An 18279-nucleotide genomic window follows, 5' to 3' on the forward strand; every position below is an offset into this window, starting at 1 on the left:
CGCTCAACCAGGACGCTCGCATGCCGGACGCAAACGCTCTCACCCCAGGTTTCATGGTGGTTCAAGGCAACCGCCTGGACGAGCTGCGCAACCTGGTGGTGAGCATCATGCGGCGCTACCCGCTGGCCCCTCTGGAAAACGAAATCGCCCTGGTGCAAAGCAACGGCATCGCCCAGTGGCTCAAGCTGGCCCTGGCCGAAGACGCCAGTGATGACGGCACCGGCGGCTGTGGCATCGCCGCAGCCATCGACGTGCAACTGCCGGGCAGTTTCATGTGGCAGCTGTATCGCCGGGTTCTGGGGCGCGACGAAATCCCCGCCAACTCGCTGCTGGACAAGGCGCCTCTGACCTGGCGCCTGATGCGCCTGCTGCCGGAGCTCATCGGCCGTCCGCACTTCGAGCCTTTGCAGCGTTTTCTCACCGACGACAATGACCTGCGCAAGCGCTATCAACTGGCCGAGCGTCTGGCCGACCTGTTCGACCAGTATCAGGTCTACCGCGCCGACTGGCTGGAGGACTGGGCCGCCGGCAAGCATCAGCTGCGCAATGGCCGCGGTGAAGCCAAGCCCTTGCCGGCCGCCAACTGCTGGCAAGCCGAGCTGTGGGGCGCCCTGCTGCTGGACGTCGGTGCCGAAGGCATGGCGCAGAGCCGGGCAGGGGTGCATCGGCGTTTCGTCGAACGCATCAACAGCCTGGACCAGGCGCCCAAGGGCTTGCCCTCCCGGGTGATCGTCTTTGGCATCTCGTCGCTGCCGGCCCAGGCGCTGGAAGCGCTGGCCGGTCTGGCACGCTTCAGCCAGGTGCTGCTTTGCGTGCACAACCCCTGCCGCTACCACTGGACCGACATCGTCGCCGACAAGGACCTGCTGCGCCACCAATACAAGCGCCAGGCGCGCAAGGCCGGCACCCCGCTGGTGCTCGACGCCCACGCCTTGCACCAGCACGCGCACCCGTTGCTGGCCGCCTGGGGCAAGCAGGGCCGCGACTACATCAACCTGCTCGACAGCCATGACGACCCGCAAAGTTACCGCAGCGTGTTCCAGGACGAACGCATCGACCTGTTCGTCGAGGGCACCCAGGACACCCTGTTGGGCCAATTGCAGGACGATATCCTGCAACTGCGGCCCTTGGCGGAAACCCGTAGCACCTGGGGGCCGGTCGACCCGCAGCGCGACCGCTCCATCCGCTTTCACGTGACCCACAGTGCACAGCGCGAAGTCGAGGTGCTGCATGACCAGCTGCTCGCCCGCTTCAGCGCCGACGCCAGCCTCCGCCCGCGCGACATCATCGTCATGGTGCCGGATATCGACGCCTACGCGCCGCACATTCGCGCGGTGTTCGGCCAGCTGGAGCACGCTGACAGCCGCTTCATCCCCTACACCCTGACCGACCAGGGACAACGCGGTCGCGACCCTCTGCTGATCGCCATCGAACACCTGCTCAAGCTGCCCGACAGCCGCTTCCCGGTCAGTGATATCCTCGACCTGCTCGACGTGCCCGCCCTGCGCAACCGCTTCGGTGTGGCCGAGCGCGACCTGCCGACCCTGCATCGCTGGATCGAAGGCGCCGGCATCCGCTGGGGCCTCAATGCCGAGCAGCGCAGCGGCCTCGGCCTGCCCGCCGACCTGGAGCAGAACAGCTGGCGCTTCGGCCTGCGGCGTATGTTGCTGGGCTATGCCGTGGGCAACGGCGAAGCCTGCGATGGGGTCGAGCCCTACGATGAAATCGGCGGGCTGGACGCGGCCCTGATCGGCCCCCTGGTCGCCCTGCTCGATGCTCTGGAAGTCGCCCACCGCCAGCTGTCGCTGCCGGCGATACCGGCCGAATGGGGCGAGCGCCTGCATGACCTGTTGCAGGTATTTTTCCTCGCCAGCAACGAGCACGACGACTACCTGCTGGCCCAGCTCGAAGACCTGCGTGAAGACTGGCTGCAAACCTGCGAGCTGGTGGCACTGCAGGAGGCCCTGCCGCTGACCGTGGTGCGCGAAGCCTGGCTGGCCGGCATGGACCAGGGCCGGCTGTCCCAGCGCTTTCTCGCCGGCGCGGTGAATTTCTGCACCTTGATGCCCATGCGCGCCATTCCGTTTCGGCTGGTGTGCCTGCTCGGCATGAATGACGGCGACTACCCGCGCGCCCAGGCGCCGCTGGATTTCGACCTGATGGGCAGCGACTACCGCCCCGGTGATCGCTCGCGGCGTGAGGACGACCGCTACCTGCTGCTCGAGGCGCTGCTGTCGGCCCGTGACCAGCTCTATATCAGCTGGATCGGCCGCAGCATCCGCGACAACAGCGAGCGCCCGGCCTCGGTGCTGATCGGCCAGTTGCGCGATCACCTGGCCAGCGGCTGGAGCCTGGCCGGGGTCGAGCCCGAGGGCAGTGGTACCGGCGGCGAGCAACTGCTGCACGTCCTGACTCTGGAGCATCCCCTGCAACCCTTCAGCGCACGCTACTTCCATGAAGGAAACCCGCAGCTGTTCAGCTTCGCCGGCGAGTGGCAGCGCCTGCATCAGCAGCACTCGCCCGCTCAGCCGGCCCCGGTGCTGCCAGCCTATGTGCCGGAGGAGCCGCTCAGCCTGGCGCAGTTGCAGGACTTTGTGCGCCACCCCATCCGGCACTTTTTCAGCCAGCGCCTGAAGGTCTACTTCGAAGCCGCCCAGGCGCCCCTGGCCGACGAGGAGCCGTTCGTGCTCGACGCCCTGCAGCGCTACAGCCTCAGCGAGAGCCTGCTGCGCTCGGCGCTCAGCGAACCGGGCTCGGTGACGGCCGCGTTGAACCAGCAAGCGCTGCGCCTGCAAGGCAGTGGCCAGCTGCCGATGGCCGGCTTTGGCGAAATCATGCAGCAGGAGTTGATCGCGCCGCTGCCCGATCTGCTGGAGCGCTATCGCAACCTGCTGACCCTCTGGCCCACCGTGCTGCACAGCGCCCTGCCGCTGTCGTTCGAACATCAGGGCCTGACCCTCGAAGGCTGGCTGGGCGGCCTGCACCAGCGTGCCGACGGCGGCCTGCTGAGCATCGAGACCATTGCCAACGCCATCGGCCCATTGCGCTCGCGCAAATGGCACCGGCTGACCCGCGCCTGGGTCACCCACCTGGCGGCCTGCGCCGTGGGCCTGCCGCTGACGACCGCGCTGGTGGCCAGCGACGACACCCTGTTGCTCGCTGCGCTGCCGGCCGACTTCGCGCGCCAGGCCCTGGGCGACCTGCTGCTGGCCTGGCAACTGGGCATGCGTCGACCGCTGCCGGTGGCGGTCAAGACTGCGTTCGCCTGGCTCGGCCAGAGCGATCCGCAAAAGGCCCTCGCTGCAGCCCGCAAGGCATACGAGGGCGATGGCCTGACCACCGACGGCGAACGCCGCGAGAATGCCGCCATGGCCCGGGAGTTTCCCGACTTCGACGCGTTGATCGCCAGCGAAGAGTTCGAAGGTTGGGCCGAAGCCCTGTACAAGCCCATGTTCGAAGCGGGCTGGACATCCATCGACAGCGATTCGCAGGAGCGCTCATGAGCCAGTCCACCCCTCGGCAAGCGCCGCTGGCCCTGACCTTCCCGCTGCGGGGCAGCCAGCTGATCGAAGCCAGTGCCGGCACCGGCAAGACCTTCACCATCTCGGCGCTGTACCTGCGCCTGATCCTCGGCCACGGTGGCGCCGAGGCCGGCTTTGGGCGCGAGTTGCTGCCCCCGCAGATCCTCGTGGTGACCTTTACCGAGGCTGCTACCCAGGAGCTGCGTGACCGCATCCGCTTGCGCCTGACCGAAGCGGCCCGCTATTTCCGTGACGAAGTCGCCAGCCCTGACGCGCTGCTCGGGCAGCTGCGCGACGAATACCCGCGCGAGCAGTGGCCAGCTTGCGCCAGCCGCCTGGACATGGCCGCCCAATGGATGGATGAAGCGGCAGTCTCGACCATCCACGGCTGGTGCCAGCGCATGCTGCGCGAGCATGCCTTCGACAGCGGCAGCCTGTTCACCCAGACCCTGGAAACCGATCACAGCGAATTGCTCGGCGAAGTGCTGCGCGACTATTGGCGGCGCTTCTGCTACGGCATGCAGGGAGGTTCGCTGGAGTGGGTGCGCAGCCACTGGGGTGGCCCGGCGGCGCTGCTGCCCAAGGTGCGTGCGCTGTTCGGCAGCTCGCGGGGCACGGCCACGGCCGGACTTGCGCCAGCCGAGCTGATCGAGGCGGCCTTGCGCCAGCGTCAGCAGGCACTGGGCGAGCTCAAGCAGCCCTGGGCCGATTGGGCCGGCGAGCTGCGCCAGCTGTTTCATGAGGGGCTGGCGGCCAAGGCCGTGGACGGGCGCAAGATCCAGGCGCGCTACTTCGAGCCCTGGTTCGAAAAACTCGCCGCCTGGGCGAGCGACGACAGCGTCGAGCACCTGGACATCGGCACCGGCTTCACCCGCCTGACCCCCGACGGCGTCGCCGAAGCCTGGAAGCACCAGGCGCCCAGCCATCCGGCACTGCATGCCATGGTTGACCTGCCGGCCAGCCTCGCGGCGCTGCCAACGCCGCACGCCGACGTGCTCGAGCATGCGGCGCAGTGGGTCGGCCAGCGCTTCGAGCAAGAGAAGCGCCGGCGCGCGGAAATGGGTTTCGACGACATGCTCCTGCGCCTCGATGCCGCCCTGCAGGGCAGCGGCGGCGAGCGCCTGGCCAGCCTGATTCGCGAGCAGTTCCCGGTGGCCTTGATCGACGAGTTCCAGGACACCGACCCGGTGCAGTACCGAATCTTTGCCAGCATCTATCCGATCGAGGAAAACCACAGCGACAGCGGCCTGTTCCTGATCGGCGACCCCAAGCAGGCGATCTACGCCTTTCGGGGCGCCGACATTTATACCTACCTGCGTGCGCGGCGAGCCACCGAAGGCCGCCTGCACACCCTGGGCACCAACTTTCGCTCCAGCCACGCCATGGTCGAGGCGGTCAATCACCTGTTCGCGCGTGCCGAACAGCGCCCCGAAGGCCTTGGCGCCTTCCTGTTCCGCCACGGCGCGGACAATCCGGTGCCGTTTCTGCCGGTGCTGGCCCAGGGGCGCAAGGAGCACCTGCAAGTCGATGGCAGCGAGGTGCCGGCGTTGAATTTCTGGCAGCTGGCCAGCGATGAGCCTGTCAGTGGGCCGGGCTACCGCGCCGCCATGGCCGCTGCCTGCGCCGGCGAGATCGTCCGCCTGCTCAACGCCGGCCAGCAGGGCCGGGGTGGCTTCGTGCAGGGCGAACAGTTGCGCGGCATCCTGCCGGCCGACATCGCCATTCTGGTGCGCGACGGCCGCGAAGCCCAGGCGGTGCGCGCGGAACTGGCGGCGCGCGGGGTGCGCAGCGTGTACCTGTCGGACAAGGACTCGGTGTTCGCTGCCCAGGAGGCGCGCGACCTGCTGAGCTGGCTCAAGGCCTGCGCCGAGCCGGATGCCGAACGCCCACTGCGCGCCGCCCTGGCCAGCATCACCCTGGACCTGCCGCTGGCTGAACTCGAGCGCCTCAATCAGGACGAGCTGGCCTGGGAACAGCGCGTCATGCAATTTCGCAACTACCGGCATATCTGGCGAGTGCAGGGCGTGCTGCCGATGCTGCGCAAGCTGCTGCACGACTTCAACCTGCCCCTGACACTGATCGGCCGCAGCGACGGCGAGCGGGTGCTGACCAACCTGCTGCACCTGTGCGAACTGTTGCAGCAAGCTTCTGGCGAGCTGGACGGCGAACAGGCACTCATCCGCCATTTGTCCGAGCACCTGGCGCTGTCCGGGCAGACCGGCGAGGAGCAGATCCTGCGCCTGGAAAGCGACGAGCAGCTGGTCAAGGTCATCACCATCCACAAATCCAAGGGGTTGGAATATCCACTGGTGTTCCTGCCCTTCATCTGCTCGGCCAAGCCGGTGGACGGCAAGCGCCTGCCGCTTGCCTGGCACGACGAGCACGACCAGGTGCAGGTGACCCTCAGCCCCAGCGCCGAGCAGATCGAGCTGGCCGACAACGAGCGCCTGGCCGAGGACCTGCGCCTGCTGTACGTGGCCCTGACTCGCGCCCGGCATGCCCTGTGGCTGGGCGTGGCCGACCTCAAGCGTGGCACCGCCAAGGACTCGATACTGCACCGCAGCGCCATGGGTTACCTGCTGGGTGGCGGCGCGGTGCTGCGCGAATCGGCGCAGCTGGCCGGCTGGCTCGCCGATGCCGGGGCCGGCTGCCCGGGCATCCATTGCGCGGCGCTGCCCGAGCAGGACGGCCAGACCTTCGTGCCGCCACGCAACGAAGCGGCGCTGCGCAAACCGCGGGTGCCCAAACGCAAGGCCGCCGAAAACTGGTGGATCGCCTCCTACAGCGCCTTGCGCATCAGCGAGGGCAACCCCGCGGCGCCGGATGACCCGCAGGCGCAGAAGCTGTTCGACGACGAACGCCTCGACCCGCTGGCCGCCCGCCAGGTGCCGGCCACCAGCGGCGACATCCACCGCTTCCCGCGCGGCCCGGGGCCCGGCACCTTCCTGCATGGTTTGCTGGAGTGGGCGGGCAACGAAGGCTTCGCCGAGGCCGCCGGCAACCCCCAGGCACTGCAGGATGCCGTGGCCCGGCGTTGCAACCGACGTGGCTGGAGCGGCTGGATTCCCACCCTCGCCGAGTGGCTGCAGCACCTGCTGGCCGCGCCGTTGCAGCTCGACCCGCAGACCGCGCCGCTGCGCCTGGGCGAGCTGAGCGAATACCGCATCGAGATGGAATTCTGGTTTGCCAGCCACCGGGTCGATGTCGCCCGCCTGGACGCGCTGGTTACCGCCGGCACCCACCTGGGCCAGCCGCGGGCCCCTGCCGAAGGGGCGCTGCTCAATGGCATGTTCAAAGGTTTCATCGACCTGTGCTTCGAGCACGACGGGCGCTACTACGTGGCTGACTACAAGTCCAACTGGCTGGGCCCGGACGACCAGGCCTACACCGTCAGCGCCATGAACGACGCCATCCTGCACAACCGCTACGACCTGCAATACGTGCTCTACCTGCTGGCCCTGCATCGCCAACTCAAGGCGCGCCTGGGCGCCGCCTACGACTATGACAGGCACGTCGGCGGGGCGCTGTTCGTGTTCCTGCGCGGCATCGATTCGGCCAGCCAGGGCCTGTATTTCACCCGTCCGCCCCGCGAGCTGATCGAACAGCTCGACGCCCTGTTCAGCGCCAAGGCGCCAGCGGCGCCCGGCGTGCAAGGAGCGTTGTTCTGATGCGTACGTTCGCCGATCTGTTGCCCACCCCGCTGCAGGCCGAGAGCCTTTCGGCCCTGCAGCCCCTGACCCGCGTGGCCGACCTGCTGACCCTGCTCGAGCGCTGGGTCGAGCGCGGCTGGCTGCGCGCACTGGACAAAGCCTTCGTCGCCTTCCTCGCCGAGCGCGACCCTGGAGCCGACCCGCTGTTGCTGCTGGCTGCGGCCCTGACCAGCCATCAGCTGGGCCACGGGCATGTCTGCCTGGACCTCAACGCTACCCTCGCCGAACCCGATTTCGCCCTGTCGTTGCCACCCGAAGGCGACGCGCTGGCCGGGCCGCTGCTGCTGCCCTCGCAACTGCTGCACAACCTCGACGGCGACACCTGGCGCTCCGCCGTCATCGCCAGCACGCTGGTCGCCGCCGGCGCCGACCCCGCCCACAGCGCGCGCCCGCTGGTGCTGTCGGGCTCACGGCTGTACCTGCGCCGCTACTGGAACTACGAGCGGCGCATCGATCAGGCGCTGGTGCAGCGTCTGGCCGCCAGCGAACCGCCACCGGACGATCTGCGCGAGCGTCTCGAGCAGTTGTTCGGCCCGGCCACGGGTGCGCCCATCGACTGGCAGAAGCTGGCCTGTGCGCTGGCCACCCGTGGCGCCTTCAGCATCGTCACCGGCGGCCCCGGCACCGGCAAGACCACCACCGTGGTGCGCTTGCTCGCACTGCTGCAGGCGCCAGCGGTGGCGCGTGGGCAACCCCTGCGCATTCGCCTGGCGGCGCCCACCGGCAAGGCTGCCGCGCGCCTGACCGAGTCGATCAGCGTGCAGGTGCGCAGCCTGGAGGTCAGCCCCGACGTGCGCGAGAAAATTCCCAGCGAGGTCACCACCGTGCACCGCCTGCTCGGCAGCCGCCCGGGCACCCGGCATTTCCGGCACGACGCCAGCAACCCGTTGCCGCTGGACGTGCTGGTGGTGGACGAAGCCTCGATGATCGACCTGGAAATGATGGCCAATTTGCTCGACGCCTTGCCTGCCCACGCCCGCCTGGTGCTGCTGGGCGACAAGGACCAGCTGGCCTCGGTGGAAGCTGGCGCCGTGCTGGGCGACCTCTGTCGCGACGCCGAGGCGGGCCGCTATAGCCCGCAGACTCGCGCGTGGCTGGAGCAGGTCAGCGGCGAAGACCTGGGCGCCAGCGAGTTGCTCGAAGGCAGCGATGAGGCCTTCCCCCTGGCCCAGCAGGTGGTGATGCTGCGCCACTCGCGGCGCTTCGGGCACACCAGCGGCATCGGCCAGCTGGCCCGCGAGGTCAACCGCCAGCAGGCCGAGGCAGCGCGCGCGGTGCTGCGCGCTGGGCAGTACGCGGACGTCCACTCGGTGCCGCTCAAGGGCGAGCACGACCCGGCTCTGGAGCGCCTGGTGCTCGACGGCCACGGCGGCGGTGCAGGCCAACCGGTGGGTTACCGGTTCTATCTGGAGTTGTTGCGCCGCACGCGTCCGGCGGCCGACCTGCCCTTGGAAGATCCGCAGTGGGAGAGCTGGGCGCGCAGCGTGCTGGACGCCTTCGACACCTTCCAGCTGCTCTGTGCCGTGCGCAAGGGGCCGTGGGGCGTGGAGGGCCTCAACCAGCGCGCCACCCGCACTTTGCTGGCCAACGGGCTGATCGCGCACGACGGCCAGTGGTACGAAGGTCGCCCGGTGCTGATGACCCGCAATGACTATGGCCTGGGTTTGATGAATGGCGACATCGGCATCGTGTTGCGCCTGCCCGAGAGCGGCGACAGCGCCCGCCAGGTGCTGCGCGTGGCCTTCGCCCGCAACGACGGCAGGGGCGGCGTGCGTTTCGTGCTGCCCAGCCGGCTCAACGACGTGGAAACCGTGTACGCCATGACCGTGCACAAATCCCAGGGCTCGGAATTCGCCCACACCGCGCTGGTGCTGCCGGAGGCCTTGAACCCGGTGCTGACCAAGGAGCTGATCTACACCGGGATCACCCGCGCCAAGCATTGGTTCAGCCTGGTGGAACCGCGCCAGGGGGTGTTCGAAGAAGCTGTGCGCCGGCGTGTGAAGCGGTTGAGCGGCTTGTTCGTAGAGAGTGTTTGATGATCAAACCCGCCCATCAGGCCGCCCGCTCGATGCCCATGAACTTCCTCACCCGTTCACTGTGCACATCCCGGCGGATCGCCTCCGGCGGCGCATCCAGCCCGATATGGCCGTTCTCCATGAAGATCACCCGGTCGGAAATCGACATGGCGAACTCCATTTCATGGGTCACGATCAGCAACGTCATGCCCTCGCGCGCCAGGCCCTGAATCACGTTCAGCACATCGCCCACCAGCTCCGGGTCCAGTGCCGAAGTCGGCTCGTCGAACAGCATGATCTCCGGGTCGATCGCCAGGGCGCGGGCGATGGCCACGCGCTGCTGCTGGCCACCGGACAGCTGGTGCGGGTACTTGCGTGCATGGGCCAGCAGCCCGACCTTGTCCAGCAGGGCATAGGCCCGTTGTTCGCTGAGCTCGCGCGCCTGGCCGTGATAGCGCGGCGCCAGGGTGATGTTGTCGAGGATGGTGCGGTGCGGGAACAGGTTGAAGTTCTGGAACACCATGCCGATGTGGCGCACGCCGCGGCGCACCTGCGGGTTGTTCGGCGTGTCGCTGGCATGGATGAAGCTTTCGCCGAACAGCACGATCTCGCCCTGGTCGATGCTCTCCAGGCCGTTGATGGTGCGGATCAGCGACGTCTTGCCCGAGCCTGACGGGCCGATGATCGACACCACCTGGCCGGCACTGATGCGCAGGTCGATGCCCTTGAGCACGTCATGGTCGCCGTAGCTCTTGTGGATGTTCTGCAGTTGCAGCGCAGGGGCCGCACCCGGTGCCGACGCCGGCCGCACGTTGACCGCCGCCGCCTTGAGCTGGCCCTTGAGCTGTATCAGCGCGGCGGCGTCGAGGGTCTGTGGCTTGCGCTGGTTGAGGTCCAGAGAGTGCTCGAAGCGCTGCAGCAGCCAGCCGAACACGCTGACGATCATCACGTAGTACAGCCCCACGGCGGCCAGGGTTTCCATCACCAGAAAATTCTGCGCATACAGGCGCTGGCCCACGGTAAGGATTTCCGTCAGGGAGATCACCGACACCAGCGAGGTCAGCTTGACCACCGTGATGTACTCGTTGATCAAGGTCGGCAGGGAAATGCGAAACGCCTGGGGGATGACGATCAGCCGCTGCATGCCCAGCACGCCGATGCCCAGCGCGCGGCCGGCCTCCTTCTGGCCCTTGATCACCGAGATCAAGCCGCCGCGATGGATCTCGGCCATGTACGCCGCTTCGGTGACCACCAGCGCCAGCAGCCCGGAATAGAACGGGTTGGACAGCACTGCGCCGCTGCCGGGCAGCATCTGTGGCAGGTTGTAGACGAACACCACCAGCACCAGCAGCGGGATGCTGCGAAAAAACCAGATATAAATGCCGGCCGGCACGCTCAGCAGGCGTGAACTGGACAGCTTCGCCGAGGCCAGCAGAAAGCCCAGCAGCATGCCGATGAACCAGCCCAGCGCGCTGAGCTCGACCACCGTCAGGCTGGCCTGCCAGAAGGCCGGCATGGAGAACAGCGAAAAAAAGTAAGACCAGTCAAATACCATGAAACACTCTCGAATCGGCAAGGCCAACGGCCACCCTCAGGCGAGGGTGGCCGAAGGTGTCAGTTGGATGCTTCTTCCAGGTTGTACTTCTTCAGAATGCTCGAGTATTCGCCGCTTTTCTTCGAGGCTTCCACGGCCTTGAGCAGCGCCTGATAGGTCGCGTCGTCGCCCTTTTTCACGTAGATGCCCAGGGTCTGCGGGTACACCAGCTCGGTGGAAGTGACCACCACACGGCCTTTGGTCTTGTCGGCGATCATGTGCGCCGCGCCGGAGATTTCCACCTGCGCCTGGATGTTCTTCGACAGCAGCGCCTGGGTCACCTCAGGCGCGGACGGGTACTCGCTGATGGTGATCGCGCCCTTGCCCTTGGGCACGCAGTATTCCGTGGACAGCTTGTTGAACGCCGCCACCCAGGTGGTGCCTTGCTCAAGCCCGACCTTCAGGCCGCACAGGTCTTCGGGCACCGCCGGCTTGATCGCGCTGCCGGCCGGCACCATGATCGCCGCGCCGGTCTTGGCGTAGGGAATGGTCTGCGCCTGGGCCTGGCGCTCGGGGGTGATGTACATGCCGGAGATGATTGCGTCGTAATGGCCGGCGTTGAGCCCGAGGATCAGGTTGGGGAATTTGGTGTCGACGAACTCGGCGGTGGTGCCCATCTGCTTGGCCAGGGCGCGCGACAGGTCGGGGTCGGAGCCGACCACGTTCTTGTCGGCGTCATAGGACTCGAACGGTGGGTAGGTGATTTCCATGCCGACTTTCAACGGCTTGTCGGCGGCAAAGCCGCTGGCGGCGCAGAGCATGGCGGTGGCGAGCAGGGTCAGGCTGGCGATCTTCTTGGACATGTATGGGGGCTCCACGGGCTTTGTCAGGATGGGTGACGGGTCAGGAAGGTTGTGCCTGGTTTTTCAAATGGCCGAAGCTCGACGGTTTGCGCGCCTTGGCCGGTAATTGGATCTCGCCGTTCTCGACCTTGCGCCGCAGGTACTGATAACTCTGCAGGGCCTGGCCAAACATGTGCTCGCCGATGGCAATCTCCTGATACTCCTCGCCGGCCTTGGCAAACTGCGGCAGCGGCTTGATCTGCGTGTGGTAGTCGCAGGCGTAGAACAGCGGAAAGGAGTAACGCTCCTGGCCGACCTTGCGCACCCGATGGGCCGTTGCAACGAACGTACCGGCGGTCATCACCTCGAGCATGTCGCCGATGTTGACCACGAAGGCGTCTGCCAGGGGCGGCGCGTCGATCCACTGGTGCTGGTCGTTCATCACCTCAAGGCCCGGCTGGTCGGCGTGCAGGATGGTGAAGCATTCGTAATCGGTATGCGCACCAATACCGGGCGCGTCGACCGCGCTGGCATCGAACGGGTAGTGGATCAAGCGCAGCTTGGAGGGCGGGCGGGTGACCATGGCATCGAAGTAGTCTTCCTCCAGGCCCAGCGCCAGCGCGAAACCGCCGAACAGCTGGCGGCCCAGGGCGAACACGGCGGCGTAGTAGGCCTGCACCGATTCCTTGAAGCCGGGCACCGCCGGCCAGTGATTGGGCCCTAGCAGCGGCGTCTTCGCCAGGAACAGCGGGTCGTCGGCGGGCACTTCGAAGCCGATGTCGAAGGCCTCCTTGTGATCCGGCTTGCCCTTGGAGTACACCTCTTCGCCCTCTGGCACGAAGCCCTTGTGCGATTCCGAGGTGCCGATGTAGTGCTGCATCTTGGTCTCGAACGGCTGGGCGAAATAGTCCTCGGCGGCCTTGTGCAGGCCGGCGATCAACTCGGGCGCGATACCGTGCCCGGTGATGTAGAGAAAACCGACATCGCTGGCAGCGCGGCCGAGGGCCTCGGCGACCACCAGGCGGTCTTCCAGCTCGGCGCTGAACAGGCCGGCGATGTCCACCACCGGGATGCTGCTGAAATTGGCTTGTTCGTGACTCACGGCGTGGCTCCCTTTTATAGAGGCGTTGTTATCGATGGACGATGGGCTGGATCAGGCCTGGCTGAAGCGGTCGAAATGCGCGCGCTCGCTGCGCGCCATCCACACGTTCAGCGACCACAGGTCGGCCACCGGCACATTGGTGAAAGGCAGGTGATGCAGGTAGCCGTCGGCGCCGAACTCCGGGGTCAGGGTGCTGACCTCGAAGCCGCGGGCAACCTGCGAGCGCCACACCGCTTCCCAGTGCTGCTGGTGGAAGGCCAGTTCGCGGGCGTATTCCGGCGCGCCGGGGTGCGGCACTTGCGGACCCTGGTCGTAGCCGACCCGGGCCTGGATGTGATGAACGCGCTCGATGAAGGGCGTGAGGTCGTCGGCCGGGTCGTCCAGCAGCCGCTCGCAGGTGACGATCCAGTGGCTGATGTCACTGGTAAAACGCAGCTGCGGCAGCTGGCGGATCAGCTCCAGGGTCACCCAGGGGCTATACAGCGAGCGCGAGCGATGGGTTTCGAAGGTGCAGAACTGGCCGTGCTTGCGCGCCAGCTCCAGGGCCTGGCCATGAAACTCGACCTGCTCGGCCATGCCCCAGCGGTCGTTGCCGGCCAAGAGGTTGACGAAGCGCGGCGCCATTTCGGCGGCCAGGCCCAGCTTGAGGTCGAGGTCGGCAAGGTGCTCGGCCACGCTGGCCGACTGCTTGGGCAACACGTCGTAGGCGGTGAACACCGTGGCGATGTAACCGACCCGATTGGCCTTGAGGAAGCTGGCGAACTGCGCCCGATCCTCCGCCACCAACGGCAGCCGCGCCTCCATGCCGGTGAAACCGTGTTCGAGCATCTCCTCCAGCGCTTGCGTCTTGCTGGCGGTGTAGCCCCACAGGCTGCGGAAAATATCCAGTTTCATCGATGGCCCCTCGGCAAACTCTCGGCTGCGTGCAGACGCCAGCGGCATGGGCCGACGTCGTTGTCATGGGCAGTAGCAAGGCGTGCAGCGGGGCGAGACCTCTGTGGGTCCCTGCGGCGGATGGTAGGCAGGCCGGCGCGCCGGGAAGAATAGGAAAGTGCAAATCGATAGTTCAGGTTTTTCTGAAGTAATGCTCAGCGCCGAGTGGGCGTTGGACCTGTGGGAGGGGGCAAAGCCCCCGAGTTTTGCTTGAAGATCAAACTGGGGTGCGCCTGGCAGGTAGCGAATGACTGTGCGAAATCGTGGGAGGTGGCGAAGACCCCGATCTTTTGATCTGCTTGAGGGGGCTTTGCCCCCACCCACCTGTTTTCAAGCCGGGGCTCCATCCACAAACACCGTCTGCGGCGAGCTCCCCATCAATAGCGGCTGGTTGAGCTCGGTCACCTCGCGAATGTAGTCCCACAACAGGGTAATGCGCTTCAATTTGCGCAGATCCTCGCGGCAGTACATCCAGAACTGCCGGGTGATGTTCACCTCCTCTGGCAACACCGCGATCAGCCGCGCGTCCTGCGCCGCCAGAAAGCACGGCAGTATCGCCAGGCCGCGCCCCTGCAGCGCGGCGACGAACTGGGCGATCACGCTGGTGCTGCGCAGGTGCGCGTTGGCGTTCGGCAATAGATGGTGCAGGTAGAGCAGCTCGGAGCTGAAGGCCAGGTCGTCGACGTAGCTGATGAAGGGATGGGCATTCAGGTCGGCCAGGGTGCCGATGGGCGGGTGGCGTTCGAGATATTCGGCGGTAGCGTAAAGCCGCAGCCGGTAGTCGCACAGCTTGCAGCACACATAGGGGCCGTGCTCGGGGCGTTCCAGGGCGATGACGATGTCGGCTTCGCGCTTGGACAGGCTGATGAAGTGCGGCAGCGGCAGGATGTCGACGCTGATGGCTGGGTAACGGTCGACGAAATGGCTCAGCTGCGGGGTGATGAAGAAGCTGCCGAAGCCTTCGGTGCAGCCCATGCGCACATGCCCCGAGAGCGCCATGCTTGAGCCCGACACCTGCTCGCAGGCCATGTGCAGGGTACTTTCCACGGTTTCGGCGTAGCTGAGCAGGCGCTGGCCTTCGCTGGTCAAGACGAAGCCGGTGGTGCGCGACTTCTCGAACAGCAGCGTACCCAGCGCTGCCTCCAGCGCGGCGATGCGCCGCGACACCGTGGTGTAGTCCACACCCAGGCGTTTGGCAGCGGTGCTGGCCTTGCGCGTGCGGGCCACTTCGAGAAAAAACTTCAGGTCGTCCCAGTTGAGGGTGCTCAACGAGGGCGTCGGCGGCGTGAGGTTTTTTTGCATGTTGGACCGGCTTTAATAAGCATTATTGTTAGAAGTTTGCACATCTATACTCCTCCCCTAGGTCATCACGCCATACCCCATAACAATAAGATGCGGAGGTTTACGATGAACGCTTCACTCCCGGCCGGCACCCAGACGCAAACCGTCAAGCTGCTGATCAACGGCCAATGGCTCGAGTCCACCACCAGCGAATGGCTCGACGTGGTCAACCCGGCCACCCAGCAGGTACTGGCCCGCGTGCCGCTGGCCACTCGCGCCGAAGTCGACGCTGCCGTCGCTGCCGCCCACAGCGCCTTCAAGAGCTGGCGCAATACGCCAATCGGCGCGCGCATGCGCATCATGCTCAAGCTGCAGGCGCTGATTCGCGAGCACTCGCCGCGTATCGCCAGGACCCTCAGTGCCGAGCAGGGCAAGACCATCGCCGACGCCGAGGGCGATATTTTCCGTGGGCTGGAAGTGGTCGAGCATGCCTGCTCGATCGGCAGCCTGCAGTTGGGCGAGTTCGCCGAGAACGTCGCCAGCGGCGTCGACACCTACACTCTGCGCCAGCCGATCGGCGTGTGCGCCGGCATCACTCCCTTCAACTTCCCGGCGATGATTCCGCTGTGGATGTTTCCCATGGCCATCGTCTGCGGCAACACCTTCGTGCTCAAGCCCTCCGAGCAGGACCCGCTGAGCACCGTGCAGCTGGTCGAGCTGGCGCTGGAAGCCGGCGTGCCGGCGGGGGTGCTCAACGTTGTGCATGGTGGCAAGGAAGTGGTCGACGCGCTGTGCACCCATCAGGATATCAAGGCGGTCTCTTTCGTCGGCTCAACCGCGGTCGGCACTCACGTCTATGACCTCGCCGGCCAGCACGGCAAGCGCGTGCAGGCGATGATGGGAGCCAAGAACCATGCAGTGGTGCTGCCCGACGCCAACCGCGAGCAGACGCTCAACGCTTTGGTCGGTGCTGCCTTCGGCGCGGCCGGGCAGCGTTGCATGGCCACGTCGGTGGCGGTGCTGGTGGGCGCGGCCAAGCAATGGATTCCCGATCTCAAGGCGCTGGCGCAGAAGCTCAAGGTCAACGCTGGCAGCGAGCCGGGCACGGATGTCGGGCCGGTGATTTCCCGGCGCGCCAAACAGCGCGTGCTGGGCCTGATCGCCAGCGGCGTGGAGGAGGGCGCGACCCTCGAACTGGATGGCCGCGACGTGAAGGTGGCGGGTTTCGAGGACGGCAACTTCGTCGGCCCGACGCTGTTCTCCGGGGTCACCACCGAGATGCAGATCTACACCCAGGAAATATTCGGCCCGGTGCTGGTGGTGCTGACCGTCGACACACTCGACGAGGCCATCGAGCTGGTCAACCGCAACCCCTTCGGCAACGGCGTCGGCCTGTTCACCCAGAGCGGCGCAGCGGCGCGCAAGTTCCAGAGCGAGATCGACGTCGGCCAAGTGGGCATCAATATTCCGATTCCAGTGCCGGTGCCGTTCTTCAGCTTCACCGGTTCGCGCGGCTCCAAGCTCGGCGACCTCGGCCCCTACGGCAAGCAGGTGGTGCAGTTCTACACCCAGACCAAGACGGTGACCGCGCGCTGGTTCGATGACAGCAGCGTCAACGACGGCGTCAATACCACCATCAACCTGAAGTAGGAGACGGCCATGGACATCGCATTCATCGGCCTGGGCAACATGGGCGCGCCCATGGCGCGCAACCTGCTCAAGGCCGGCCATCAGGTACATCTGTTCGACCTCAACCAGGCCGTGCTCGGCGAGCTGGCCGAGCAGGGCGGGCACATCAGCGACTCGCCACGGGACGCGGCGCGGGCCGCCGAACTGGTGATCACCATGCTGCCGGCGGCGGCCCATGTACGCAGCGTGTACCTGGGCGACGACGGCGTGCTGGCCGGCATCCGCCCCGGCACGCCGGCGGTGGACTGCAGCACCATCGACCCGCAGACCGTGCGCGACGTCTCGGCGCTGGCGCTCAAGCAGGGCGTGGCGCTGGCCGACGCGCCGGTCAGCGGCGGCACCGGCGGCGCCCAGGCGGGCACCCTGACCTTCATGGTCGGCGCCACCGCCGAGCTGTTCGCCACCTTGCAGCCGGTGCTGGCGCAGATGGGCCGCAACATCGTGCACTGCGGCGAAGTCGGCACCGGGCAGATCGCCAAGATCTGCAACAACATGCTCCTGGGGATCTCCATGATCGGCGTGTCCGAAGCCATGGCCTTGGGTGACGCGCTGGGCATCGACACCCAGGTGCTGGCCGGCATCCTCAACACCTCGACCGGGCGTTGCTGGAGTTCGGACACCTACAATCCCTGGCCCGGGATCATCGACACGGCGCCAGCGTCACGCGGCTACACCGGCGGCTTCGGTGCCGAGCTGATGCTCAAGGACCTGGGGCTGGCCACCGAAGCGGCGCGGGTGGCCAAGCAGCCGGTGGTGCTCGGGGCGGTGGCCCAGCAGCTCTACCAGGCGATGAGTTTGCGCGGCGACGGCGGGCTGGATTTTTCGGCGATCATCAAGGGGTATCGTCGCGGCGAATGACGGCGTTGTTTGTTGTGCTGTGGGACCGGGCTGGCCCGGGAACCGGATGTACTCCCTTCCCGGGCAAGCCCAGTCCCACATGAAAGGCGTTGACGCAGACCGCTGATTCGTTCCCTTCCAGCAAAATTCATTTGCGCATTCGTGTCTTATTCGCACGCCGGGCTCCCAGTACCATGCCTCCATCAAATTCCGAGGCATACCCCATGAAAAAGATCCTCCTGCTCAACGGCGGCAAGCAGTTCGCCCATTCCGACGGCCGCTACAACACCACTCTGCATGACGCCGCTGTCGCCACCCTCGATCACGCCGGTTTCGACGTGCAGACCACCTTCATCGATGGCGGTTACGATGTCAGCGAAGAAGTGCAGAAGTACCTGTGGGCCGACGTCATCGTCTACCAGATGCCCGGCTGGTGGATGGGCGCGCCCTGGACCGTGAAGAAGTACCTCGACGAGGTGCTCACCGAAGGCCACGGCAGCCTCTACGCCAACGACGGCCGCACGCGCTCCGACGCCTCGCAGAAATACGGCAGCGGTGGCCTGGTGCAGGGCAAGCAGTACATGATCGCCGCCACCTGGAACGCACCGCAGCAGGCCTTCGACGACCCGAGCGATTTCTTCGAGGGCAAGGGCGTGGACGCGGTATATTTCCCGTTCCACAAGGCCAACCAGTTCCTCGGCATGACCGCCTTGCCCACCTTCCTCAGCGTCGATGTGATGAAGCGGCCGAATATCGAGGCTGACGTCGAGCGCTACCGCCAGCACCTGCTGCGCGTGCTCGGTGCTTGAGGCCTG

The 18279-nt window shown here is 66.4% G+C and carries 11 protein-coding genes; 6 read left to right on the forward strand and 5 right to left on the reverse strand.

What is annotated here, in order from left to right; all coding sequences use genetic code 11:
• Window positions 1–20 precede the first annotated feature (20 nt).
• The 3 genes from recC to recD are packed head-to-tail and all read left to right on the forward strand — an operon-like array spanning window position 21 to window position 9267.
• Window positions 21–3503 (forward strand): exodeoxyribonuclease V subunit gamma, encoded by a 3483-nt coding sequence (recC, locus tag SFA35_RS03895; protein WP_320575390.1) that lies wholly within the window; start codon window positions 21–23, stop codon window positions 3501–3503.
• Window positions 3500–7189 carry an exodeoxyribonuclease V subunit beta gene (gene recB, locus SFA35_RS03900; RefSeq protein ID WP_320575391.1) on the forward strand — a complete coding sequence of 1230 codons (3690 nt, stop codon included), beginning with the start codon at window positions 3500–3502 and terminating at the stop codon, window positions 7187–7189. Before recC ends, recB begins: the two co-directional genes overlap by 4 nt.
• Complete coding sequence (gene recD / locus SFA35_RS03905) at window positions 7186–9267, forward strand: exodeoxyribonuclease V subunit alpha (protein ID WP_320578829.1); 2082 nt, start codon at window positions 7186–7188, stop codon at window positions 9265–9267. Before recB ends, recD begins: the two co-directional genes overlap by 4 nt.
• A gap of 16 nt (window positions 9268–9283) precedes the next feature.
• On the opposite strand, the gene SFA35_RS03910 is transcribed toward recD, so the two are convergent.
• The 5 genes from SFA35_RS03910 to SFA35_RS03930 form a co-directional block, all read right to left on the reverse strand.
• Window positions 9284–10801, reverse strand: a complete 1518-nt coding sequence (locus SFA35_RS03910; RefSeq protein WP_320575392.1) for an amino acid ABC transporter permease/ATP-binding protein — start codon at window positions 10799–10801, stop codon at window positions 9284–9286.
• 59 nt (window positions 10802–10860) lie between these two features.
• Window positions 10861–11643 (reverse strand): ABC transporter substrate-binding protein, encoded by a 783-nt coding sequence (locus SFA35_RS03915; protein ID WP_320575394.1) that lies wholly within the window; start codon window positions 11641–11643, stop codon window positions 10861–10863.
• A gap of 40 nt (window positions 11644–11683) precedes the next feature.
• Window positions 11684–12724, reverse strand: coding sequence for an isopenicillin N synthase family dioxygenase (locus SFA35_RS03920; protein ID WP_320575397.1), 1041 nt, complete (start codon window positions 12722–12724; stop codon window positions 11684–11686).
• Between the two features lie 51 nt (window positions 12725–12775).
• Window positions 12776–13618, reverse strand: a complete 843-nt coding sequence (locus SFA35_RS03925) for a sugar phosphate isomerase/epimerase (protein ID WP_320575399.1) — start codon at window positions 13616–13618, stop codon at window positions 12776–12778.
• A gap of 369 nt (window positions 13619–13987) precedes the next feature.
• Window positions 13988–14959 (reverse strand): LysR family transcriptional regulator, encoded by a 972-nt coding sequence (locus SFA35_RS03930; RefSeq protein ID WP_320575401.1) that lies wholly within the window; start codon window positions 14957–14959, stop codon window positions 13988–13990.
• A 105-nt stretch (window positions 14960–15064) separates the two neighbouring features.
• On the opposite strand from SFA35_RS03930, the gene SFA35_RS03935 reads away from it, so the two are divergent.
• The 3 genes from SFA35_RS03935 to SFA35_RS03945 all read left to right on the forward strand — a co-directional run bounded on the left by SFA35_RS03935 (window position 15065) and on the right by SFA35_RS03945 (window position 18273).
• The gene (locus SFA35_RS03935; protein ID WP_320575403.1) at window positions 15065–16588 is read left to right on the forward strand and encodes a CoA-acylating methylmalonate-semialdehyde dehydrogenase; all 1524 of its coding nucleotides are present in this window, start codon (window positions 15065–15067) and stop codon (window positions 16586–16588) included.
• Window positions 16589–16597: 9 nt separating this feature from the next.
• A complete protein-coding gene (gene mmsB / locus SFA35_RS03940; protein WP_320575406.1) occupies window positions 16598–17485 on the forward strand; it encodes a 3-hydroxyisobutyrate dehydrogenase in 888 nt (295 codons plus the stop codon).
• Window positions 17486–17688: 203 nt separating this feature from the next.
• Window positions 17689–18273, forward strand: a complete 585-nt coding sequence (locus SFA35_RS03945) for an NAD(P)H-dependent oxidoreductase (RefSeq protein WP_320575408.1) — start codon at window positions 17689–17691, stop codon at window positions 18271–18273.
• Window positions 18274–18279: the final 6 nt, after the last annotated feature.

The sequence above is a fragment of the Pseudomonas sp. HR96 genome, from assembly GCF_034059295.1.
GTDB lineage: Bacteria > Pseudomonadota > Gammaproteobacteria > Pseudomonadales > Pseudomonadaceae > Aquipseudomonas.